Consider the following 22,211-nt stretch of genomic DNA (forward strand, 5'->3'; position numbering starts at 1 on the left):
GCCGGGTCGACGCCGACTCAACGCTGACTCAACCGCCTCAACACCGCCTCAACGCCGCCTCAACGCCGACTCAACGAATCACCCGCCCCACCCCCACGCCGCGCGGGTCCGCGGCCGGCTCGGGCGTCGTGCCCTGCACGCGGATCATCTGCACGTCGCCATTGAACGACTGCGTCTCCAGCGTGTAGCCCTTGGCCTTCAACTGCTCGGCCAGATCGGCCGGCGCCGGGTGGAAGGGTTCGAAGTAAAGCGTCTTCTGCGGCAGCAACTGGTGGTGAACCCGCATCGCAGCCAGCGCGTCGGCGGGCGGCATGTTGAAGTCGTACAGGTCCGTCATCACCTGGAAGATCGTCGTGAGAATGCGCGAGCCGCCGGGCGTGCCGATGACTAGCGATACCTTGCCGTCCTTGAGCACGATGGTCGGCGTCATCGACGAGAGCGGGCGGCGCCCCGGCGCGATGGTGTTCAGTTCGCCGCCAGCGTCATCCGCTCCAGTGGCTGCGCCAGCGCTCGCGGCAACGACACCGGGCTTCGTCACGAAGTCGTCCATCGCGTCGTTGAGCAGGAAACCGGCACCATCCACGACGACCCCGGAGCCGAACGACCCGTTCAGCGTGTAGGTGTTGGACACCACGTTACCCCACTTGTCCACCACCGAGAAATGCGTGGTCTGCGCTTTCTCCGCTGCGGCATCGCCGAGTCCGGGTTTGACCGGTGTCGCGCCCGGCACTTCGTCGGGCTTCACTTCGTCGGCACGCGGCGCGAGATAGGCGTCGTCGATCAGTCTGTCGACCGGCACCTTCACTGCGTCCGGATCGTCCAGATACTGCTGCCGGTCGGCGAACACGCGGTCTTCGATCTGCGCGACCAGATGGATATACGGTGCGGAGTTCAACTCGAGGCCATCGAACGCCTGCTTGAGATCGGCCTTCATCTTCAGCATCTGGATCAGGCCGACACCGCCCGAACTGGGCGGCGGCGCCGTCACCACCTGGTAGCCGTTCCAGTCCGCGGTCAACGGCTGGCGCCACACCGCCTTGTACTGCACCAGATCCTGTTTGGTGATCAGACCGTGGCCATACATCTGCTGGGCGATCAGGTCGGCGGTCTGGCCTTCGTAAAACTCGCGGCCGCCGTCGCCGGCAATACGCGTGAGCGTCTGCGCGAGTTCCGGCTGACGGTAGGTCACGCCCGCTTTCAGATTCGAGAAGTAAGCGTCGAAGTTGGTCTTGCCGGTAAAGCTCTTCGCCGCCGTATCGCGGCGCTGCTGCAGCCCGGGTTGCACCTGGAAACCCTCGGTGGCGTAGCGGATCGCGGGGGCCAGCACCTGCTTCCACTTGAGCTTGCCGAAGCGCTGCTGCGCCTCCCACATGCCTTCGACGGTACCCGGCACGCCGACCGCGCGGTGGCCGATCGTGCTCATGCCGGCAACCGGGTTGCCCTTGTCGTCCACGTACATATCGCGGGTCGCCTGCTGCGGCGCGCGCTCGCGATAGTCGAGAAAATACGGCTTGCCGTCCATGAACACCGTCATGAACCCGCCGCCGCCGATATTGCCGGCATCCGGGTCCGTCACGGCGAGCGTGAACGCAATCGCCACGGCGGCGTCCACCGCGTTGCCGCCGGCGGCGAAGATCTGCTGCGCGGCGTCGGCACCGTAGCGATCTGCCACGGCTACCGCGGACGCATCGAACACGGCTTTGGGCGGCGGCGTCTTCGCCAGCACGGGAATCGGCGCACAAACCAGCACCCCCCCGCCGAGCGCAAGCGCGCAGACCATGACGAGCCGGGTAGCAAGCAACGAGGTTAAAGACGAGTCGAAAAACGACAAGGTGAAAAACGCGCGCGGCGCGGCCTGCTTCGAGACGAACATCCGACGAACTCCGGGAACCGAGGGCGCCATGTTGCACGAGCGCAGGCGCATCGTGCAACACGACAAAAGAGGGGCGGCAACTGGCGCGCCGTCGCGCATCGTAAGTCGGCGGCCGCGCTGCGGACAAAGCGTTTTACCTCCTGTTACAGCGCATTCGCCCGGCTTTCAGGCGGGCTTTCAGGCAGGCTTCCCACCGCGCTACTAACCATTGAGCCGCGGCTGAATCTCAGCCGGAAACTTCCGCTAAAACCGCTTGAACGTTGGCTGTGCGCCGCACCCGGGCTGTCGGGAGAGAACGCGTCAGGTAGAATTGTCAGATAAGTGGGCGCACTGCGCGCCCCGGACAGACACTCATCTTCTCGCATGACTACCGAACGCAACGACGCGCCAGCGGCATCCAATTTCATCCGCAACATCATTGACGACGACAACCGCACCGGCAAGTGGGGCCAGCGCGTCGAAACGCGCTTTCCGCCCGAGCCGAACGGCTATTTGCATATCGGCCACGCCAAGAGCATCTGTCTGAACTTCGGTGTGGCGCGCAGTTACGGCGGCGTGTGCCACCTGCGTTTCGACGACACCAACCCCGAGAAGGAAAGCGTCGAATACGTCGACTCGATCATCGACGCGGTCCGCTGGCTCGGCTTCGAGTGGGACAAAGACGGCCGCGACCATCTGTACTACGCCAGCAACTACTACGACAAGCTGTACGAATTCGCCGAACTGCTGATCCAGCGCGGCAAGGCCTACGTCGACAGCCAGTCGGCCGAAGAAATGCGCGCCAACCGCGGCTCGGCCACCGAAGTCGGCACGCCGTCGCGCTTCCGCGAACGCTCCGTGCAGGAAAATCTGGACCTGTTCCGCGGCATGAAGGCGGGCCAGTTCAAGGAAGGCGAGCACGTACTGCGCGCGAAGATCGACATGGCCTCGCCGAACTTCAACATGCGCGACCCCGTCATCTATCGCATCCGCTTCGCGCATCACTACCGCACGGGCGACACGTGGTGCGTGTACCCGATGTACGACTACACGCACTGCATTTCTGACGCGCTGGAAAACATCACGCACTCGCTGTGTACGCTCGAATTCGAAGACCATCGTCCGTTGTACGACTGGATTCTGAACGAGCTCGCCGAGGCCGGCATTTTCACGCGTCCGTTGCCGCAGCAAATCGAGTTCTCGCGTCTTAACCTCACGTACGCGATCACCAGCAAGCGCAAGCTGTTGCAACTGGTGAACGAAGGCCATGTCGACGGTTGGGACGACCCGCGCATGCCGACCATCGTCGGCGTGCGCCGGCGCGGTTTCACGCCGGAAGCGATTCAACTGTTCTGCGAACGCATCGGCGTCACGAAGGTCGATTCGTGGATCGACATGAGTGTGTTCGAAGGCGCGCTGCGCGACGATCTGGATGAGAAAGCGCCGCGCACCGCAGCCGTGCTCGACCCGGTCAAGCTGATCATCGACAACTACCCGGAAGACCTGAGCGAGCCGTGCAGTGCGCCAGTTCATCCGCATCATCCGGAACACGGCGTGCGCGAGTTTCCGATTTCGCGCGAATTGTGGATCGAGCGCGACGACTATCGCGAAACGCCGCCGAAGGGCTATTTCAGACTGTTCCCGGGCAACAAGGTGCGCTTGCGTTATGGCTACGTGGTCGAGTGCACCGGCGCGGACAAGGACGAGAACGGCAACATCGTGGCCGTCCACTGCACCTATTTCCCCGACAGCAAATCGGGCACCGAAGGCGCGAACAACTACAAGGTGAAGGGCAACATCCACTGGGTCAGCGCGGCTGCCGCGTACCAGGCGGAAGTTCGCATCTACGACCGTCTGTTCAAGGAACCGCAACCGGATGCGGGCGGCCGTGAATTCCTCGACGCGCTGAATCCGGATTCGAAGCGTGTAGTACAGGCCTATCTGGAACCGGGCGCCCGCGACGCGCTGCCGGAACAGCGCTATCAGTTCGAACGTCATGGCTACTTCGTCGCCGACCGTGTCGATTCGCAGCCGGGCAAACCGGTGTTCAACCGGATCGTGAGCCTGCGCGACAGTTGGGGCAAGCCGGCCTGAGCATGTCTCGCCCCAGAGCTTCGGTCAAAGCAGCCGTGCGGCACGAAGAGCGCAAGCCTCGCTGGCTGCGCGCTCTGCTCATCACACTCGCCGCAGCCTCCGCGGCGGTGTTCGCCCCGGCTCACGCGAACGAACTCTCGGGCACGCTCAAGAAAATTCACGACGACGGCGTGATCGTGCTCGGCGTACGCGAGGCCTCGGCGCCGTTCTCGTATTTCGACGGCCATCACACGGTCGGCTATTCGCAAACCATTGCGCTGCAGATTGTCGACGAGATCAGAAGAACGCTCGATCTCCCTAACCTGCGGGTCCGCGAAGTCACCGTCACCTCGTCGAACCGCACGCCGATGCTGCTCAATAACCAGATCGATCTGGAATGCGGCTCGACCACGCACACGCGCGACCGGGAGCAGAAATCGGCGTTCTCCGACAGCATCTTCGTCTACGACGTGGGCATGATCACGCGCAAAAACAGCGGCGTTAAAGATTTCGCGGAACTGACCGGCAAACCCGTGGTGACCACGGCTGGCACGTCCGTCGAACGTCAACTGCGTCGCCTGAACGCCGAGCACAATCTGAATATGCGGATCACGAGCGCCCCTGATCACGCGGATGCATTTGCCGCGTTTGCGAATGCGCGCGGCGTGGCTTTTCTGATGGACGAGCCGATCGTCTACGGGTTCAAGGCATCCACGGCGCACCCGGAAGATTTCGTGGTGACCGGCACGCCGATCGGTCACGAAGTCTATGCGTGCATGTTTCGCAAAGGCGACCCCGCGCTGCGCGACCTGGTGAACGGCGTCATCGCGCGCGGCCAGACGTCCGGCGATGCGGAGCGTCTCTACCAGCAATGGTTCATGCAGCCGATTCCACCGCGCAACATCAACCTGAATTTTCCAATGTCGCAGGAGAACCGCGCATTGTTCGCCCATCCGAACGACGCCGCGCTGGACTGACCGCGCCTCGCACGCGCGTGGTGGTTACAACGTGCGATGCAAGTCTTCGAGCGACAACACGGTCTCGAAAAGGCGCGCGAGACTGCGGCTCGCATAGCGCTCGACTTCATCGGGCGCCACCCACCGGTACGCATCCATTTCGGGGATCATCGTGCCGTCCGAGCGGCGCGGGAATAGCGACGTGCAGGTGCACGAACTGAGGTCGAGCTCATGGTCCCCGGCGCGCGCGGCAAACAGATGCAAGTCCTTGTCGCGCCGGTAGACGAAGCGGCCGAGATCTTTCAACCGCTCGGGTTCGATCACGATGCCGGTCTCCTCGACCATCTCGCGCAGCGCCGTCACATGCGGCGCTTCGCCCTCTTCGCCATGCCCTTTCGGGACGTCCCAATGCGATGTCTCGGTGGCGTGAGCGAGCAAAACGCGCCCGGACGGATCGAGCAGCACCACGCCGCAGGAAACGACGCGCCCGCTCATCGCGTCTGGCTCCCGCTGCCGGGACGCCGGCCGCCGGGACACCCGTCGCCAATCGAGCCGCGCTGCACGATCAATGCCGTTTCTGCAATTGCCAGCTGCCGCTACCCTGTTTGCAGAATTGCGGCCGCAGGTTCATCGACTGTCCTTTCGCATTCAACACGACACCGACGTCGCGACAGGTGCGCGCGCCGTCCTTGGCCGTGCTGGCGACCGTGATGGTCGCGTCGATCTTTACGCTATTGCCCGTGCCGGTGTTGTCCCAGCTGGTGCTCTCGCCGTCCTGCTTGTTGTCCAGCGCGCCAAACACGGCCTTCTTGATGGAATCGGTGTCGCGTTGCTTCAGGTAGCTGATGGGCGTGTCGTTCAGGAATCCGAGATTCGCGGCTTGCGCGCCGAGCGCCGCGCCGAGCAGCAGGCTACCGGCGGCAAGTTGACACAGGACGTGCGTTCGCATCGACATGAAGTGCTCCTCGAGAAGGGTTTCCGGCGGTCTCGCAGGGCGTGGCGCCCGCCAGCCGCGGCTAATGATCTGGACCCCAAAAGCATAGCATGCCGCTCGCCCCGTCCCGCCGATCCGTCCAACGCAAACAGGGGCTGACCGCCATGCCGTCCGATCTTTAGGACTTATCTCATATGTCTGCGCAGTCTATATTCCTAAGATCGTCGTACTGCGTGCCAAGCGCCCTACAAGCTCAACGCCAACTTCGACACCCTGCGCTCATGAACCTTTACCTCGCCCTCGAAACCCTGGCCGTCGCCCTTGCGCTGCTGTGTATCGCGCTCGTGCCGGTTTCCATCCATATCGATCCCGGCTTTGCACGGCGCATCGTGCAACTCGACAAACTCCCTCTCACCCGCTGGCCCAACTGGCTGACACGCGCAGGCTTCGCGTGCCTGCTACTGTCTTTCGCGTTGCTGCTGGGCGCCTGCTACGCGATTCTCACCGGCGCCGGTCTTTGAATCATCCCGGGCCCAACTGCCCTACACCACCCTTCCATCACTTCGCCGCGACCACCTTGGTCTGGTAACCATCGGTCAGCGTATTCAGGAACGCAATCACGTCCTTGATCTCGGCCTCGTCGAGCGCAGGCTTCTCTCCCGGCTTCCGGTCGAACGGCGGATCGGTATTCAGATTGACCCAGTATTGCTGCGGCAGATCGTCGAATTTCTGGACCTTGCCGTGCACGACCGGATAAAACTTTTCCGGATTCGTATCCCGCTCGGCGTAAAAGTGCAGCACTTCCGCCAGCGACGCGTAAATCCCATTGTGAAAAAAGCGTTTCTTCAACGCGATGTTGCGCAGGGTCGGCGTACGGAAGATGCCGCAAAACTCCGCGCGTCCCTGTAGATCCGTGCGCTCCGGTCCGCAAGCGCCGAGATCGTAGAAATGCGGATCGCGATTCACCGGCAACGCGCGATTGCGCGGCACGCCGATCGCAATCAAACCGAAGTCGCTGAACTGCGGCGGCGCGCCGTCCATCGTTCGCTGGCTGATGTGACAGCTCGCACAATTGCCCTTCTTCTCGTCGTTGAACACTTCGAGCCCGTGGCGTTCGGCGGGCGTCAACTGCGCTTTGCCCGCCAGATAAGCGTCGTATTTGCTGCTGTACGGATAGAAGACTTCGGGCGTCTGCTCGAACGTTTCGAGCGCCTGCAGCACGGCCTTGAAGGTCGCATCGTCGTTCTCGAAAATGTGCTCGCCGAACGCCACACGAAACGCGTTCGCATAGGGCGCGGCCTGCACCGCGCGCGAGACTTTCGCCGGCGTGCTGCCCATCTCGAACGACGACAACAGCGGAATCCGCGCCTGATCCGCGCCGCGATCGACCCGGCCGTCCCACGTGAGGCCGCCGGTGGGACCGGCATCGACGCTTTCGTCGCCTTCGTCGTCGGACTCGTGGAAGTGCTCGGCGAACGCCGGCACCGATTGCAGATACTTGAGCGTCGGCGCGGCGCGCATGCCGGTGCGGTGCATGTCGCTGCCGCCGAGTTGCACCGCCAGCGAATTAGCGGGCGAGAACCCATGCTCGGGGTTATGGCACGACGCACAGGCGAGCTTGCCCGAACCGGATAACGACGCGTCGAAAAACAACTGCTTGCCGAGCGCCGACATCTGCCGCACGGACTCATAGACCTCCGCGCGCGTCTGCCCGCCCTGATGCTGGACCGGACTACTGGCGGGCGCCTTGACGGCTTGCGCGGCGCTGCCCGAGCCAGGGCTGGCGGCAGCGGCAGCTCCCGCAGCCACCGCCTCCGGCTTGCCGCCATCGCAAGCCGCGAGCATAAAAGTGGTGAGCGCGATGAGCGCCAGCGCCGCCGTCCGAATTTCCGTCAAACCCTGCATATGAATGATCTGTGCTTGCCATAGTGAAGTCCGCGAGCGTATTTCATTTGCATGTCGGTTAAATGACAGTTGCCATACCTAAAAATCGAAGAAACAGGCAATTCGTAAGTTATTACATCTTTCTGTCAAATTCCTTCTCCAAACTTTCATCGCGGCCGGATGTGCGAGGCAAAGCACGCGGCCCGTCCTCAACGCGACAGAGAGAACCCACACCCAATGAACAAAAAACTGATCTGCGCGACGCCCATCGCGATCGCCGCAGCGCTCACCCTGTATGCCTGCGGTGGCAGCGAGGTCAACCAGCCGGACATTTCGTCGATCAAGACCGTCGTCGTGATCTACGCGGAAAACCGCAGCTTCGATAATCTGTATGGCAACTTCCCCGGCGCGAACGGTTTGCAGAACGTGACGGCGGCCAGTTCCACGCAGGTGGATCGAGACGGCTCGACGCTTGCGACGCTGCCGAAGGTCTGGAACGGCCTCACGCAAACGGGCGTGACGCCGGTGATTACCGAGGCGATGACGGCGAATCTGCCGAACAGCCCGTTCGCCATCGACGATCCGAAAGGCTTCAATACGCCGATCACGGCAACGACGCGCGATCTGTATCACCGGTTCTACGAGAACCAGATGCAGATCAACGGCGGCAAGAACGACAAGTTTGCCGCGTGGGCGGATTCGGGTGGCCTGGTCATGGGCCATTACACGCTGGACGCCGACAAGCTGCCGCTGTGGAAGATCGCCCAGCAATACACACTTGCCGACAACTTCTTCATGGGCGCTTTCGGCGGCTCGTTCCTGAACCACCAGTGGCTGGTGTGCGCGTGCACGCCGACTTATCCGAACGCGGACAAGAGCCCGGCGGCGGGGTCGATATCTTCGGTGGAAAGCGACGGCAAGACCCTGAAGCTGGCTACCAACTCGCCGGCTTCGGCGCTGAGCGGACCGCCGAAGTACGTGCTGTCGGGCAACCTGACGCCGGACTTCTACGCGATCAACACGATGCAGCCGCCGTATCAGCCGAGCGGCAACAAGGCGGCCAGCGGCGGCGACGCGAATCTCGCCGATCCGACCCAGGCCACCACGCTGCCCGCGCAAACGCAGACGCATATCGGCGACCTGCTGAACAACGCGAAAGTCTCGTGGGCATGGTACGGCGGCGCATGGGGCGCGGCGGTGTCGGCGGCGCAAACGGGTGCGACCAACGTGATTTACGGCGCGAACCTCACGGCGCCTAACTTCCAGCCGCATCACCAGCCGTTCAACTACTTCGCCGACCTCGCGCCGGGCAGCACGAACCGCTCGCAGCATCTGCTCGACGGCGGTCTCGCGGGCGCCGAGTTCATCAAAGCGATCGACAGCGGCACGCTGCCGCAAGTGTCGTTCTACAAGCCGCAGGGCAACCTGAACGAGCACGCCGGCTATACCGACGTCGCATCGGGCGACCAGCACATTGCCGACCTCATCTCGCATCTGCAGAAGAGCCCGCAGTGGAACAACATGCTGGTGGTCGTGACTTACGACGAAAACGGCGGCTTCTGGGATCACGTCGCGCCGCCGAAAGCCGACCGCTGGGGTCCGGGCACGCGCATTCCGGCGCTGATCGTGTCGCCATTCGCGAAGAAGGGTTTCGTCGATCACACGCAGTACGACACCACGTCGATTCTGCGTTTCATCACGCATCGCTTCTCGCTGCCGACGCTGCCGGGCATCGCCGCGCGCGACGCCGCGCTGGTCAGCAACGGCAGCAAGCCGATGGGCGACCTGACGGCCGCGCTCGACATCAGGCAGTGAGCGCGGGCAGATGACCATGGAGGTCGACCGCACCAGTCGACCACCCAGTGAGGGCGGCTTCGGCCGCCCTTTCGCCATTCTCAGGCGATCCACGGCACGAGCCGACGAAGCAGCGATACGACACGTTCACACGAGCAGCGTATGCTTCCACCGACAGGTCGCGCCCGTTTCCGTCGATACCGCCGGGCACCGCGACCTGGTACTGCAAGCCTGCCCACTCACAGGAGTTCGACAGCATGACTGAAAAAACCATCAAGGTGCCCGGTCCCGATCATCCGATCACCGTCGAACCCGACGACGCGCACGTCGTCGTGACCGTTGCCGGCCAGGTGATCGCCGATACCCGCAAGGCCCTCGTGCTGCGCGAAGCGTCCTATCCGCCGGTGTATTACATCCCGCGCAACGACGTCGAAATGACGCTGCTCGCGCGCACGAGCCACACCACCTACTGTCCGTACAAAGGCAACTGCGCGTACTACAGCATTGCGCTGGCCGGGGAGCAGGGAATCAATGCGGTGTGGACGTATGAATCGCCGTACTCCGCCGTCAAGGAGATCGCGCAATATCTGGCGTTCTATCCGGACCGGGTGTCGATCGAGGTGCAACCGGGCGCGTAAGAGCAAACTCCCGCCTCCCGTCTCCGCAATCGCTTCTGCTAAGAATCGGAGTCGCTTATATTGCGCGACTCCGCTTTTTGCCACCGCACACTTCAGCCACACCTTGTTCGACAGGAAGCTGACAGTGAAAACATACGATGTGGTCGTGATTGGCGCGGGCGTGATCGGCAGCTCGGTCGCGTTCCAGCTCGCCAGGCTGGGCGCGAAAAACGTGCTGGTGCTGGAGCGCGGCACGATCGGCGCCGGTACGACTTCGCAGTCGTCGGGCATTTTGCGCACGCACTACTCGGTGAAGGAAAACGTCGAGCTGGCGCGCAAATCATGGGACGTGTTCAATCATTTCGCCGCCGCGCTCGAAGACGAGGAAGCCTCCTGCGGGCTCGTCAAGTGCGGCTACATGATTGCCGCCGCCGAAGGCGACAAGCTGGAGCCGCTGCGCGCGTCGCTCGCGCAGCAGAAAGAGCAAGGCATCCCGCTCGAACTGCTCGACGCGAAACAGGCAGCCGAACTGCTCCCGATCGCCCGCTTCGACGATGCCGCGCTGATCGGTTATGAACCCGAAGCGGGTTTCGCCGATGCCTATCTGGTCGCGACGAGTTTCGCCCGCGCGGCACGCCGCGGCGGCGTGACGATTCGCGAGAACGTGTCGGTCGAGCGGCTGCTCATCGAGCACGGCAAGGTGGTCGGCGTGGCCACCAGCATCGGCGAATTCAGGACCTCGACCGTCATCAGCACGCAGAACATCTGGACGCCGGAACTCGCCGGCTGGACGGGCCGCTCGCTGCCGGTCGTCCCCGAGCGCCACGCGGTGCTCGCGCTCGAATGCGCGGCCGCGAAGTACACGTTCTCGATGCCGGTCTTCAAGGACCTCGCCTCGCCGGGCATGCTCTATTACCGCAGCTACGGCGGCACGCAGATGCTCGTCAGCGAAGGCGTAGTGGGCGAAAAACTCAACACCAACGAAGTCGAGCAAGGCGACATTCCGATGGACTATGTCGTCGAAGTCGGCGCCCAGGTCGCCGAGCGCTTCCCCGAATACGAAACGGCCGGCATCGCGTCGTCGTGGACCGGTGTCTATGACGTGACGCCCGACTGGAATCCCGTGCTCGGCAAACTGCCCGGCATCGAAGGACTGGTGGTCGGCTATGGCTTCTCCGGTCACGGGTTCAAACTCTCGCCGACCGTCGGCCGCGTGCTGGCGCAGGAAGCACTCGGCCTGCCGACCGACGTGTCGCTCAAGCCCTATTCCATCGAACGTTTTTCGACCGGCGAATTGCTGGTCGGCAAATATGGTCTCGGTGCGGTGTCCTGAGACGCGTCGCCCGTCAATCAAGAGGAACAGTCAATGAAAGTGCTCACCGCGGTGAAGCGCGTGGTCGACTACAACGTGAAGGTGCGCGTGAAGGCCGACGGCAGCGGCGTGGATCTCGGCAACGTCAAGATGTCGATGAACCCGTTCGACGAGATCGCCGTCGAAGCGGCCACCCGTCTGAAAGAAGCGGGCATAGCGAGCGAGGTCGTCGCGGTGTCGTGCGGCGGTCCGCAATGCCAGGAAACCTTGCGGACCGCGCTTGCGATCGGTGCGGATCGTGGCGTGCTGGTGGAAACGGACGCCGGGTTGCAGCCGCTCGCGGTCGCCAGACTGCTTGCGGCGGTGATCGCCAGCGAACAGCCGCAACTGGTCATTCTCGGCAAGCAGGCCATCGACGACGATGCCGCGCAGACCGGCCAGTTGCTCGCAGCGCTGCTCGACTGGCCGCAGGCGACGTTCGCCAGCAGCATCGACATCGACGCCGCTGCAGGCCGCGCGACGGTCACGCGTGAAGTCGACGGCGGTCTCGAAGTCGTGTCGCTGCGTTTGCCGGCTGTCGTGACGACGGATCTGCGCCTGAACGAGCCGCGCTACGTCACCTTGCCGAACATCATGAAGGCGAAGAAAAAGCCGATCGACGTGGTGAGGCCCTCGGACTTCGGCATCGACCCCACGCCGCGTCTCAGAACGCTGAGGGTCGCGGAGCCGCCCGTGCGCAACGCAGGCGTTCGGGTTCCGGACGTCGCGACGCTGATCGACAAACTCAGGAACGAAGCCAAGGTGATTCAATGACGACGCTGGTGATTGCCGAACACGATGCCGCCGGTCAGGCGCCTTCAGGCGGAACCGCGCGGCTGCGGAATTCGACGCTCAATACGATTGCCGCCGCGCTGCAACTCTCGAACGGGGTGCACGTGCTGGTCGCCGGCAGCGGCGCGCAGTCGGCGGCCGAGGCCGCGCGCCGGGTCGCGGGCGTGGACAAGGTCATCTACGTCGACGCACCGCATCTCGCCGATGGGCTGGCGGAAAACGTCGCCGCCCAGGTGCTGTCCATCGCGAACGGCTACACGCATATCTTCTTTGCCGCGACGGCGGCCGGCAAGAATACGGCGCCGCGCGTGGCCGCAAAGCTGGATGCCTCGCAGATATCGGATGTGATCGCTATCGAGTCTGCCGACACGTTCCAGCGCCCTATCTATGCGGGCAACGCGATCGCTACCGTGCAGTCGGCCGATGCGGTGAAAGTGGCGACCATCCGCACGACGGCGTTCGAGGCGGCCGTGGCCGAGGCCAAACCCGACGGCAGCATTGCGCCGATCGAAACGCTGCCGGCAGTCGGCGATTCCGGGCTATCGACCTTCATCCGCCGCGAAGTCGCGACGAGCGAGCGGCCCGAACTCACCGGCGCACGCGTGGTGGTGTCGGGAGGACGCGGGCTGGGCAGCAGGGAAAATTTCGCACTGCTCGATCCTCTGGCAGAGAAACTCGGCGCGGCGTTGGGCGCATCGCGCGCCGCCGTCGATTCGGGCTTTGCGCCGAACGACTGGCAAGTCGGCCAGACCGGCAAGATCGTCGCGCCGGATGTCTATCTCGCCTTCGGCATCTCGGGGGCGATCCAGCATCTGGCGGGTATGAAGGATTCGAAGGTGATCGTCGCCGTGAACAAGGATGCGGATGCACCTATCTTCGGCGTTGCCGACTACGGTCTCGTGGGTGATCTGTTCGAGGTGCTACCCGCTTTGACGCAGGCGCTTTGATGGCCTGCCCTACTGGAATCGAACCAGTAACCTCGCGCTTAGAAGGCGCGTGCTCTATCCAGTTGAGCTAAGGGCAGAAAGCAGGAATTTTACTGCAAGCGCCAAAACAGACGGGCCCGGCAATCGCTGCCGGGCCCGGATTATAACCGATCGGTCCCCGTGCGCCAGCCAGCGGCGCCCGGAAGAAAGCCCTCAGACCGGTTGCGGATGCAGCATGAACCAGCCGAGGAACAGGATGCCGGCGATCACGCAGTAAACGCCGAACGAAGCCAGCCGGCCGCGGCCTTCGAAATAACGCATCAGGAAGCGCACGCTCAGATACGCGGCAATCGCCGTCAGCACGCCGCCGAGCACGGCATCGCCGAGTTGTCCCGGCGCGTGAAGCAGTTTCGGCAATTCGAGCACACCGGCGGCGAGAATGATCGGCGTGCCGAGCAGGAACGAAAACTCAGCGGCCTTCTCGGACGTGAGTCCCGCCGCATTACCGGCGATCATCGTCAAACCGCTGCGCGAGAAACCCGGAATCAAGGCGCCGATCTGCGCGAGGCCGACGAAAAACGCCTGACGAAAGCTCAGTTTCTCGGGCGTCAGATGCACGCGCGAGCGTTGCAGGCGGTCGCCGAACCACAGCAGCACGCCGTTGACGATCAGCGCGATGGCGACGATCCGCAGGTCGTGAAACAGCAACTCGAGCCGCTTTTCCAGCAGCAGCCCAACGATGCCCGCCGGAATGGTCCCGATGATCACCGCCCACATCATGTGCGCGTCGTCGTTGCGGCGTCCGCCGAGCGAAGCGAAGAAGCCCCGGACCAGTTCGCACCAGCGCTTGCGGAAGTACCACAGCAGCGCGATGGCCGTACCGAGATGCAAGGCGACGAGGAACGGCAGCAGTTGCGGCGCGTGCTTGTCGATATGCATGTCGAACAAGGCGGGAACCAGCAGGGTGTGGCCAAGACTGCTCACCGGAAACAGTTCGGTGACGCCTTGCAGCACGCTCAGGAAGATCAGAAACGACAGGTTCACGCGGCGTCCTCGTAAGGGAAATGTCGGGGAAAAGCGCGCCGCAGGCAGGCCTGCGGCGCGTCGAAGGCGCACCGATTATGCCTGGCTGCAATGTCAGCGCCAAGCGTTTGAATCGCCACAGGGGAAATATTGTGCGCCGCGTCATCGCGGGTGACTGTGGGCCAACCCGCGCAGAACGGCGGACGCAGTAAAGAAAAAAGCCGCCCGGAACGGCGGCTTCATGCAGTGAAAGATAGTTCGGGTCGACTCGACCGGTCGGCCGCGCGGCGCAAGGCCAAGTGTCTGGTCAGCGGTCGAGCTTGTAGAAGAAATACACGGTGCTCGCGCCAAACATGCCGAACAACGCCACACCCATTGCCATTGCGAGATCCATAAAGCCTCCTGAGCGAGCTACCGGTCGCGAGGGAATCGCGAATTGATCGAGCCGTTGAAAGAATTATCGGCAACGATGGCGCCTGCTGAACACCCGCAATTTCCCGAGAAGGGTTTCCCCGTAGCACAAAGCAGCGCAAAATCGTCGTCTTGCGCAAGCCGACCCCTTTCTTCGGGGCGCTTTCCCTCCACTTCTCACTCATCTGCGAGCGCCCATGCCCCTCTCCCCGCAACCGGACATTCTCGAAATCGCCCAGGACAACTCCGTGCTGCGTTTCGCGCCGCAAACCGGTGGCCGTTTGCTGTCGTGGACCATCGACGGCGAAGAAGTGATCCACTGGCCCGAGCACGCCGACTGGAGTCAACCGGCCCGCATTCGCGGCGGTAACCCGCTGCTGTTTCCGTTCCTCGGCCGACATCGCGTCGACGGCAAGATCGGCTACTGGCGCGACGCGGCGGGCACGGTGCGCGAATTGCCGATGCACGGCTTCGCGCGCGACCTGCCCTTTGAAGCCCATGCCGACGTCGAAGGCGCCGGCTTGCGGATGGTGCTGACAGACAGCGAGGCGACGCGCGGCGGTTATCCGTTCGGCTTCCGCTTCGAAGCGACTTATCGTCTGGTCGATACGCACACGCTAGAGGTGTCGCTGAGCACGACCAATACGGGCGACACGCGTCTGCCTTATTACGCTGGCCATCATTTCTATTTCACGCTGCCGCATACCCAGCGCGCGTCGACGACGCTGGACCTGCCGCCCACGGAGCGCCGCTTCCAGCAGGCAGATGGCTCGATCAGCGCAGCGGAGCCGGGCGAACCGCGCTACACGCTCGACGAGGCGCGCATCCTCGACCGTTTCCATTGTCTGGTCGGCGAACCGGATCAACCCGTACGGCTGAGTGTGCCGGCGCTGAACCGGCTGATCAGCATCGATCTGCAACGCCCCGGCTCGCTACCCTGGTACGCGGTCACGACGTGGACCGAAGCCCCGGAGTCGGACTTCTATTGCGTGGAGCCGTGGCTCGGCCTGCCGGATGCGATTCACAACGGCATGGGCCTGCGCTGGGTCGAACCCGGTCAGAGCGAAACGGCGACGTTGCGCATCAGCGTGAGTGCGCTGGCTTGAGCGCGTCGCCTGATTGCCGGGGACAGTGACTGGGCGACTAGAAGGCGGAGTGGCACCGGACTACCGCGTTTTCCGATGGTGCAGCGCAAAACCGTTAGAATCGGACGCTTTGCAGCCATCTGCCGCCTTGCCGCAACGGCGAGGCGGCAGCGCTTTACGGGGTCCCATGCTGGGAACGACAAGAATGATCAAACGACTCGCCTGCGCGTCGTTGCTGGCCGTACTCGCCGCGTGCGGGTCCGCGCCGGTGGGGCCGGGCTTTTATCGCGTCGAACGGGGCGATACGCTTTCGAAGATCGCGCGCAGCAACCGGCAGTCGGTGCCAAGCATCGTCCGCTGGAACAATCTCACGAATCCGGACAGCATCGAAGTCGGTCAGGTGCTGCGAGTCGCGCCGCCGGGTGGGGCTGCTTCGGCCAACGGCTCGACCAGCGGCGCGATCCGCAGCAGCGGGGCTCAGAACACACCCGCCGCACCGCGCCCCGCCCCGGCCGACACCGCGCCGAGCGCTCCGCCGGCTTCGACCATTTCGCTGGTATGGCCCGCCGACGGCACCGTGATCCGGCGTTTCGACGGCGGCAACTCGAAGGGAATCGATATCTCGGCGGCGGCCGGCACGCCGGTGGTCGCCGCGGCGGCGGGCACCGTGGTCTATGCGGGCAACGGACTGCGCGGCTACGGCAATCTGCTGATCCTCAAACACAACAGCGACTATCTGACGGCCTATGCGCACAACCGCGCGCTGATGGTGAAGGAAGGTCAATCGGTCGCGCGCGGCCAGAAAATCGCCGAGATGGGCGACACCGACACCGACCGCGTGATGCTGCATTTCGAATTGCGCTATGAAGGCCGCTCGATCGACCCGTCACGGGCGCTGCCGCCGCGTTGAGTCCGGCGTCAGGCTGTTCGGCCGCCCGGCGCTCAGGCGCCGCACGCCACGGTCCAGGCGTTCGGCGACAGCGGGCACGCCGCCTGCAACCGCGTTGCGACAGCCCGGCGTGCTATAACCCGCACCATCCGGAACCCGACGTGGCATCGCCACTCTTTTCGCATCTGTAAGGAACCTGCAATGAAGAGCGCATTTGCGTCCATCGCGACCGCCACCACGATCGGCCTCGGTTTGCTGGCACTCGGCAGCCTGGGCGGCTGCTCCAGCACGACGACCATGACCTATCTGCCGAGCGGCGACACCGGCTTCGCCATCAACTGCAGCGGCAGCGACGCCAGCTCCAGTTGGGCCGAATGCTACAAGCAGGCCGGTCAGGTATGCGGCAATTACGGCTACGACGTCGTGTCGAAGGATGTCGACAACGGCGCGACCTCGGGCGGCACGGTGGCGGGCATCTTCGGCGCGAACGTCAAGAACCGCTCGATGGTGGTTCGCTGCAAGCAGTAAGCGGCGCACTGGCGCGCCCAGCCCGCGGGAGTGTCGGTTCGCGCCGCCCATTGGCCGGAACGCGGGTCGATGCGCGCGGCGAACGCCAGCAGCACACCGAACGCAATCGGCCAGACGCCGAGAAATACGAGCAGCCAGTTCATGGTCGGCGGAAAGTGAAAATCGTGCTTCATCATCCGCTTGACGTGTGAATCGGCAGTGACGCCGAAGTGAAATCGCCAGCAAAGACGGCGTAATTCCCGCTTCGAAATGCGCATTTCAATCCGCAGTCGATTCGCGCCCGCTCGATATCCGTCGATCAAAAAAAAAGCCCGGCACGAGGCCGGGCTAACGGGGGTTCGGCGCATATCGGCAAAGGACCGGTTCACCATGCGCCAGAACGGAATCTAACAACCCGCTTATACGAGCGCAATCTATTAATTGCGTAGTCAGTGTGATCCGGCGCACCGATTCCGCATCGAAACGCGCCGGATTGGCGGAATTTAGCTGGCGAAAATTGCACGGCATTACGCTCAATTAAACGCTAGATGAGCGCAAGCCGTAATCGATGCGCTAGCGCGCCGCCGCATGGGGCGTGGTTCTGCGTGAAACCCGCCTGAAACAGGCGCCCCGGTTCGACTGGCCGATTTCCTCTAGCCCGATTCCGCATAAACAATACGTCCGACCAGAGAAATAAGTTTAGTGTGCCAACACACATTGGGAACACATTAACCAATATCGACCGGAATAAATTATTTTCCAATTCGACTGATTAAAATTCGCAATTGGCGAATGACGGAATTTCTGCGGCTTATTTGATTGATTCGACAAATCACATGATAAGCACGCTTACGAATTATTTCCAGCCTGCTGGATAGACAATTAACTTCGGCTGGTTTGCATTCACCTGACCAGCAAACCGAGTTCGGTCACCAGCACAGCGGCCTGCTGATGCGAAATCGTCGCGCCCTTGAACAGCGCCGCGTCGACGAGGCGCACGCCGCTCAGATCGGCTTCACGCAAATCCGCGCCGTCGAAGCGCGCGCCCTTCAGATTGGCGTCCTTCAGGCTGCCACCGTCGAACACGGCTTCACGAAAATCGACGCCTGCGAGATCGGCGTCGGAGAAGTCCAGTTGCTGCAGCGTGGCTTTGCGAAACGACAGGCCGCGCAAATGCGCGCCGACCAGCAAGGTCTCGACAAAGCTCAAACCGAGCGCCGTGCAAGCCTCGAAATTCGCGCCCGTCAGTTTGCATCCGCGGAACGATGCCGACGCGAGCTTCGCGCGGCGCCATCCGGTATTGTTCAGATCGCTCGATTCGAACGACGCGTCGACCAGATCGGCCGATGCGAAATCCGCCTGACGTCCGCGGCAACGGACCCAACGCGAATGCGTGAGCGTCGCGGCGAAAAACGACGTCTCGGCAATCGTGCAGCGATGAAACTCGGCGCCGCGCAAGTCGAGTCGCGAGAGATCCGCACCTTCGAAATCGCAGTCGGTAAAATGCAGCGCTTCCTGCCGGCCCTGAGCGTTGGCCGCGACGAGTCGCTCCACGTCGGCGCGCGTGAGAGTCGCTTCGCTCACGCGATTCGCGTGCGAGCCCGGGGTCGTTGAATCCTGTGACATGAATGACAATTCGGAAATGATGTCGAAAGACCCGAAGCGTACCGGAACGCGCGCCGCCACGGCGGCAAGCGCCGATGGTTTATAGTAGCTCCCCCGTCAGAATCTGCTTACGATGACTTCCCCAGACGCCCCCGACGCCACTCCCGGCCCGCTGTACACCAAGCTGCTCGCCGAAACCGCCAAGATCGGCTGGTCGGAACTCGAACGTTTTTTTGCGCGCGGCATTCTGCTGCGCGTGGCGCGCGACCTCGACCTCGTGAGCGTCGCCGAGGCGATTGCCAGCGACGACACCGCGCAGGTCACGCAATGGCTGTCCGCGGGACTCGTTGAACGGGTGCAGGCGGAAACCGCCGCGGACTTCGCCGCGCGGGATCCCGACCTGTGGGCGGTCGTGGTATCGCCGTGGGTATGCGTGCAGGAACGCAGTTGAACGACGCGACACCCGGCGTGGCAGAGACAGTTGCCCTGCCCGTTCACTGGCACCGGCGCGTATTGACGCTGGCGTTTCCCATCGTCCTCGCCAACCTCACCCAGCCGATTCTCAGCGTGGTCGACACTGCCGTCGCGGGCCACCTCGACGGGCCGTCCTATCTCGGCGGCGTCGCGCTCGGCGGACTGTTTTTCAACTTCGTGTTCTGGGGCTTCGGCTTCCTGCGCATGGGAACCACGGGCCTCGTCGCGCAGGCGCATGGCGCAAGCGATCACGCCCGCTTGCGTAACGACGTAGTGCGCGCGCTGTTGCTCGCCGCCTTCATCGGCGCGCTCGTGCTGACGTTGCAAATTCCGTTGATCGACTATGCGTTGCGCGCCATCGGCGGCAGCGCCGAGGTGCAACGCCAGGGACGAGCCTATTGCGATGCGCGCATCTGGGCCGCGCCGGCGGCGCTGGGCAACTATGTCGTGCTGGGCTGGCTGCTCGGCACCCAACGCGTGCGGCTCGCGCTGGTCTCGCAGGTGTTTATCAATAGCGTGAATATCGTCGCTGTACTGCTTTACGTGTATGGCTTCGGGTGGGGCATAGCGGGCATTGGTGCGGCCACCGCCACCGCCGATGCGCTCGGCTTCGTGCTCGGCGCTTTCCTGTTGTGGCATGGCTGGCCGCGTGGTCTGCCGAAGCTGAACCGCGCCGCGTTGCTCGACCCGGCGGCGCTCAGGCGACTGTTCACGCTCAATCGCGATATCTTCGTGCGCACGCTGTGTCTGCTGGCATCGTTCGGCTGGTTCGCGCATCTGGGCGCGCGGCAGAGCGACGCGATTCTCGCCGCCAATGCGCTGCTGCTGAATTTTCAGACCTTCATGTCCTATGGACTCGATGGCTTCGCCCACGCCGCCGAGGCGCTGGTCGGCGCGGCGATCGGCGCGCGCAACCGGCATGCTTTTACTCAGGCGGTCAAGATAACGGCGCTGTGGTCCGCCATCGGTGCGCTGGGTTTCTCACTGATCTACTTCGGCACGGGCGCGTGGATCGTCGAGCGGCTGACCGATCAGCCCGGCATCCGCGCGGCCGCCGAGATTTATCTGCCATGGGCCGCCATCCTGCCGATCGCTTCGGTGGGCGGCTTCGTGCTGGACGGCGTGTTCATCGGCGCCACTCGCACGCGCGAATTGATGACGTCGATGGTGGCGTCGTTCGCGGTGTTCATGAGCGCCGCGTGGATTCTCTCGGCGATGTACGGCAATCACGGTTTGTGGGCCGCGATGCTGGCCTTCATGGCCGCGCGAGGCGTCGCGCTGGCGTGCTATCTGCCGCGCGTATCGCGTGGCATGGAGGGTATGCCGGTTACGGCTTGATACAAGCGCATACAGATGCGCTATGCGCAGTTCCCTAGAATGAGCGCAGCCCGCACGCTCCGCGCGAACAGTGTGTGCGGGTCAGAAGCGTTGGCGTGCCCGCGTCGACGCTTCGCCTTCCCGCCTCGATATCTTCATCGCCAACCTCATGGCGTGACCGGAGCAGGAACCATAGCCGGCGGATGAGTATCGGTCGGGACACCGTGGTAATCCGCGGGGTCTTGCGGCGGCGGTCCGCCATGATGGCCGGATGGCGTGTCGGCACAGCCGGCAATCCCTGCTACGCCGGCAAGCACGAACGACACAGTCAATAGAACACGAATCATCGCAAAGGTCTCTCGAAACGGTTGAGGTCGAAACGCGAGGCCGGCGTGTTCACGATTCGCGCTTTTCACGAATCGCCGTGCACACCTGCCTCGAAGCGCCGGAAGTCTAACCGCAAAGCGCTTTCCCCTACATCTTCGACAGCCTGACGGGCACATGCCTTGCTGATTGCTCGACGCAAGCGATGCACGTCATGCACTGGGTGCACCGGTCGCGTCGATTGTCTCGAGGCTGAAGTGCGGCCCAATTTACCAACTATGCGCCCCGGCTCCGCGCGGGGCAGCCAGGAGAACTCGAATGACTATCGGAACCATCCTGCTTATCGTGCTCATCCTGCTGTTGATCGGCGCTTTGCCGAGCTGGCCGTATAGCAGCGGCTGGGGTTATCGACCGACGGGGCTGGTCGGCGTGGTGCTGATCATCGTGATCATTCTGCTGTTGATGGGTCGCATATAACGCCGCGCGTTCAGACAGCGTTCGCACTGCGTCCGCACGTTTTTTTCGAGCGCGCTTTGATCGCCAGACAAATCGCGATTGACTCTGGCACCCTATGCCCCTTAGAATCTCGGATTCGTCGGAGCGTAGCGCAGCCTGGTAGCGCATCTGATTTGGGATCAGAGGGTCGTAGGTTCGAATCCTATCGCTCCGACCACGAAAAAAGCAGTACGGAACCCGCGTCGCCATCGGCTTCGCGGGTTTTTGCTTTTTGGCCGACGCACACCGCAGTCGCATGCCCCAAGGTGCCGTGAACGATAGGTCAAATCGCCGGGAGTGGCCGTTCGTCGCACGGCCACGACCGGAATCAGGAGACACGTATGGATCTGATCCTCTGGCGTCACGCCGAAGCCGAAGACTTCGCCGCGAGCGACCTTGCCCGCGCCCTCACCACGCGCGGCCGCAAGCAGGCGCAGAACGTGGCCAAGTGGCTGCGCACGCGTTTGCCCGAGCATGCCGTCGTGCTGGCGAGCCCGGCGGTCCGCACCATTCAGACCGCGGAAACCTTGAGCGACCAATACCGCGTGATGCGCGAACTCGCGCCGAACGCGAGCGCGAACGACGTGCTCGCTGCCGCCGGCTGGCCTAAGGGCATCGCGCAAACGGTGGTGATCGTGGGTCATCAACCGACGCTCGGTCACGTGGCGGCACGGCTGCTCGGCAACAGCGAAGGTAGCTGGCCAGTGAAGAAGGCCGGCGTCGTGTGGATTGCCGGCCGCGAGCGCGGGGACGACGGCGACGACCATGCGGTGCTGCGCGCAGCGATCACGCCTGATCTGGTGTGAAGGCCTGAATCGCTCCACCCTGCTCCGCGCAGGCGCAAAAAATATTGCGCGAATCTCTCATCGACATTACAAGCGGCACGTGGCGGGCTTACGACC

Annotated in this window: 22 protein-coding genes and 2 tRNA genes; 16 read left to right on the forward strand and 8 right to left on the reverse strand. The window is 63.3% G+C overall.

The features are described 5' to 3' along the window. Positions 1-70 precede the first annotated feature (70 nt). The gene (gene ggt, locus FQ746_RS09085) at positions 71-1,873 is read right to left on the reverse strand and encodes a gamma-glutamyltransferase (RefSeq protein ID WP_144108648.1); all 1,803 of its coding nucleotides are present in this window, start codon (positions 1,871-1,873) and stop codon (positions 71-73) included. A 363-nt stretch (positions 1,874-2,236) separates the two neighbouring features. Here ggt and FQ746_RS09090 point away from each other — a divergent pair, with 363 nt between their 5' ends. Further along, positions 2,237-3,946 carry a glutamine--tRNA ligase/YqeY domain fusion protein gene (locus tag FQ746_RS09090; protein ID WP_144108650.1) on the forward strand — a complete coding sequence of 570 codons (1,710 nt, stop codon included), beginning with the start codon at positions 2,237-2,239 and terminating at the stop codon, positions 3,944-3,946. 2 nt (positions 3,947-3,948) lie between these two features. Next, entirely contained in the window at positions 3,949-4,902 is a 954-nt protein-coding gene (locus FQ746_RS09095) for a transporter substrate-binding domain-containing protein (RefSeq protein WP_144108652.1), read from the forward strand. 24 nt (positions 4,903-4,926) lie between these two features. Here the strand turns inward: FQ746_RS09095 and FQ746_RS09100 are convergent, their stop codons facing one another. Continuing rightward, positions 4,927-5,376 carry an NUDIX hydrolase gene (locus tag FQ746_RS09100; RefSeq protein ID WP_144108654.1) on the reverse strand — a complete coding sequence of 150 codons (450 nt, stop codon included), beginning with the start codon at positions 5,374-5,376 and terminating at the stop codon, positions 4,927-4,929. 70 nt (positions 5,377-5,446) lie between these two features. After that, positions 5,447-5,836 carry an RT0821/Lpp0805 family surface protein gene (locus FQ746_RS09105; protein WP_144108656.1) on the reverse strand — a complete coding sequence of 130 codons (390 nt, stop codon included), beginning with the start codon at positions 5,834-5,836 and terminating at the stop codon, positions 5,447-5,449. 260 nt (positions 5,837-6,096) lie between these two features. Here FQ746_RS09105 and FQ746_RS09110 point away from each other — a divergent pair, with 260 nt between their 5' ends. Next, on the forward strand, positions 6,097-6,336 hold the full coding sequence (locus FQ746_RS09110) for a hypothetical protein (RefSeq protein ID WP_144108658.1): 240 nt from the start codon (positions 6,097-6,099) through the stop codon (positions 6,334-6,336). 37 nt (positions 6,337-6,373) lie between these two features. On the opposite strand, the gene FQ746_RS09115 is transcribed toward FQ746_RS09110, so the two are convergent. Beyond that, positions 6,374-7,720 carry a cytochrome-c peroxidase gene (locus FQ746_RS09115; RefSeq protein WP_144108660.1) on the reverse strand — a complete coding sequence of 449 codons (1,347 nt, stop codon included), beginning with the start codon at positions 7,718-7,720 and terminating at the stop codon, positions 6,374-6,376. 216 nt (positions 7,721-7,936) lie between these two features. Here FQ746_RS09115 and FQ746_RS09120 point away from each other — a divergent pair, with 216 nt between their 5' ends. The 5 genes from FQ746_RS09120 to FQ746_RS09140 all read left to right on the forward strand — a co-directional run bounded on the left by FQ746_RS09120 (position 7,937) and on the right by FQ746_RS09140 (position 13,200). Beyond that, on the forward strand, positions 7,937-9,514 hold the full coding sequence (locus tag FQ746_RS09120; RefSeq protein ID WP_144108662.1) for an acid phosphatase: 1,578 nt from the start codon (positions 7,937-7,939) through the stop codon (positions 9,512-9,514). Positions 9,515-9,750: 236 nt separating this feature from the next. Then, the gene (locus FQ746_RS09125) at positions 9,751-10,131 is read left to right on the forward strand and encodes a DUF427 domain-containing protein (protein WP_144108664.1); all 381 of its coding nucleotides are present in this window, start codon (positions 9,751-9,753) and stop codon (positions 10,129-10,131) included. Between the two features lie 124 nt (positions 10,132-10,255). Beyond that, positions 10,256-11,443 carry an NAD(P)/FAD-dependent oxidoreductase gene (locus tag FQ746_RS09130; RefSeq protein WP_144108666.1) on the forward strand — a complete coding sequence of 396 codons (1,188 nt, stop codon included), beginning with the start codon at positions 10,256-10,258 and terminating at the stop codon, positions 11,441-11,443. A 33-nt stretch (positions 11,444-11,476) separates the two neighbouring features. After that, positions 11,477-12,235: an electron transfer flavoprotein subunit beta/FixA family protein gene (locus FQ746_RS09135; RefSeq protein WP_144108668.1), complete on the forward strand. Its 759-nt coding sequence runs from the start codon at positions 11,477-11,479 to the stop codon at positions 12,233-12,235. Next, entirely contained in the window at positions 12,232-13,200 is a 969-nt protein-coding gene (locus FQ746_RS09140) for an electron transfer flavoprotein subunit alpha/FixB family protein (RefSeq protein WP_144108670.1), read from the forward strand. The genes FQ746_RS09135 and FQ746_RS09140 overlap by 4 nt, the downstream gene beginning before the upstream one ends. Here FQ746_RS09140 and FQ746_RS09145 read toward each other — a convergent pair. Together FQ746_RS09145 and FQ746_RS09150 are read right to left on the reverse strand one after the other, a co-directional pair. Continuing rightward, positions 13,201-13,277: transfer RNA gene (locus FQ746_RS09145), tRNA-Arg, on the reverse strand. It lies immediately after the preceding gene. Between the two features lie 115 nt (positions 13,278-13,392). Then, positions 13,393-14,223: an undecaprenyl-diphosphate phosphatase gene (locus tag FQ746_RS09150; RefSeq protein WP_144108672.1), complete on the reverse strand. Its 831-nt coding sequence runs from the start codon at positions 14,221-14,223 to the stop codon at positions 13,393-13,395. 587 nt (positions 14,224-14,810) lie between these two features. Between FQ746_RS09150 and FQ746_RS09155 the strand changes: the two genes are divergently transcribed. From FQ746_RS09155 to FQ746_RS09165, 3 genes are all read left to right on the forward strand, one after another. After that, positions 14,811-15,719: an aldose epimerase gene (locus FQ746_RS09155; protein ID WP_144108674.1), complete on the forward strand. Its 909-nt coding sequence runs from the start codon at positions 14,811-14,813 to the stop codon at positions 15,717-15,719. Positions 15,720-15,885: 166 nt separating this feature from the next. Further along, positions 15,886-16,608 carry a peptidoglycan DD-metalloendopeptidase family protein gene (locus FQ746_RS09160; protein WP_144108676.1) on the forward strand — a complete coding sequence of 241 codons (723 nt, stop codon included), beginning with the start codon at positions 15,886-15,888 and terminating at the stop codon, positions 16,606-16,608. 180 nt (positions 16,609-16,788) lie between these two features. Beyond that, a complete protein-coding gene (locus FQ746_RS09165; protein WP_144108677.1) occupies positions 16,789-17,115 on the forward strand; it encodes a hypothetical protein in 327 nt (108 codons plus the stop codon). A gap of 882 nt (positions 17,116-17,997) precedes the next feature. On the opposite strand, the gene FQ746_RS09175 is transcribed toward FQ746_RS09165, so the two are convergent. Continuing rightward, complete coding sequence (locus tag FQ746_RS09175) at positions 17,998-18,720, reverse strand: pentapeptide repeat-containing protein (protein ID WP_144108679.1); 723 nt, start codon at positions 18,718-18,720, stop codon at positions 17,998-18,000. A 112-nt stretch (positions 18,721-18,832) separates the two neighbouring features. Here FQ746_RS09175 and FQ746_RS09180 point away from each other — a divergent pair, with 112 nt between their 5' ends. After that, the gene (locus FQ746_RS09180; protein WP_144108681.1) at positions 18,833-19,150 is read left to right on the forward strand and encodes a DUF2288 domain-containing protein; all 318 of its coding nucleotides are present in this window, start codon (positions 18,833-18,835) and stop codon (positions 19,148-19,150) included. After that, positions 19,147-20,511, forward strand: coding sequence for an MATE family efflux transporter (locus FQ746_RS09185; RefSeq protein ID WP_260853956.1), 1,365 nt, complete (start codon positions 19,147-19,149; stop codon positions 20,509-20,511). Before FQ746_RS09180 ends, FQ746_RS09185 begins: the two co-directional genes overlap by 4 nt. 146 nt (positions 20,512-20,657) lie before the next feature. Here FQ746_RS09185 and FQ746_RS35140 read toward each other — a convergent pair whose 3' ends face one another. After that, on the reverse strand, positions 20,658-20,837 hold the full coding sequence (locus FQ746_RS35140) for a hypothetical protein (RefSeq protein ID WP_144108686.1): 180 nt from the start codon (positions 20,835-20,837) through the stop codon (positions 20,658-20,660). Between the two features lie 295 nt (positions 20,838-21,132). Here FQ746_RS35140 and FQ746_RS09195 point away from each other — a divergent pair, with 295 nt between their 5' ends. The 3 genes from FQ746_RS09195 to sixA all read left to right on the forward strand — a co-directional run bounded on the left by FQ746_RS09195 (position 21,133) and on the right by sixA (position 22,115). Continuing rightward, positions 21,133-21,291 carry a DUF3309 family protein gene (locus FQ746_RS09195; RefSeq protein WP_144108688.1) on the forward strand — a complete coding sequence of 53 codons (159 nt, stop codon included), beginning with the start codon at positions 21,133-21,135 and terminating at the stop codon, positions 21,289-21,291. A gap of 119 nt (positions 21,292-21,410) precedes the next feature. Then, a tRNA-Pro gene (locus FQ746_RS09200) sits at positions 21,411-21,487 on the forward strand. A 163-nt stretch (positions 21,488-21,650) separates the two neighbouring features. Further along, positions 21,651-22,115: a phosphohistidine phosphatase SixA gene (sixA, locus tag FQ746_RS09205; RefSeq protein ID WP_144108690.1), complete on the forward strand. Its 465-nt coding sequence runs from the start codon at positions 21,651-21,653 to the stop codon at positions 22,113-22,115. The last annotated feature ends 96 nt before the right edge of the window (positions 22,116-22,211 follow it).

The organism is Paraburkholderia sp. BCC1886 (assembly GCF_900996245.1).
In the GTDB taxonomy this organism is placed as follows: domain Bacteria; phylum Pseudomonadota; class Gammaproteobacteria; order Burkholderiales; family Burkholderiaceae; genus Paraburkholderia.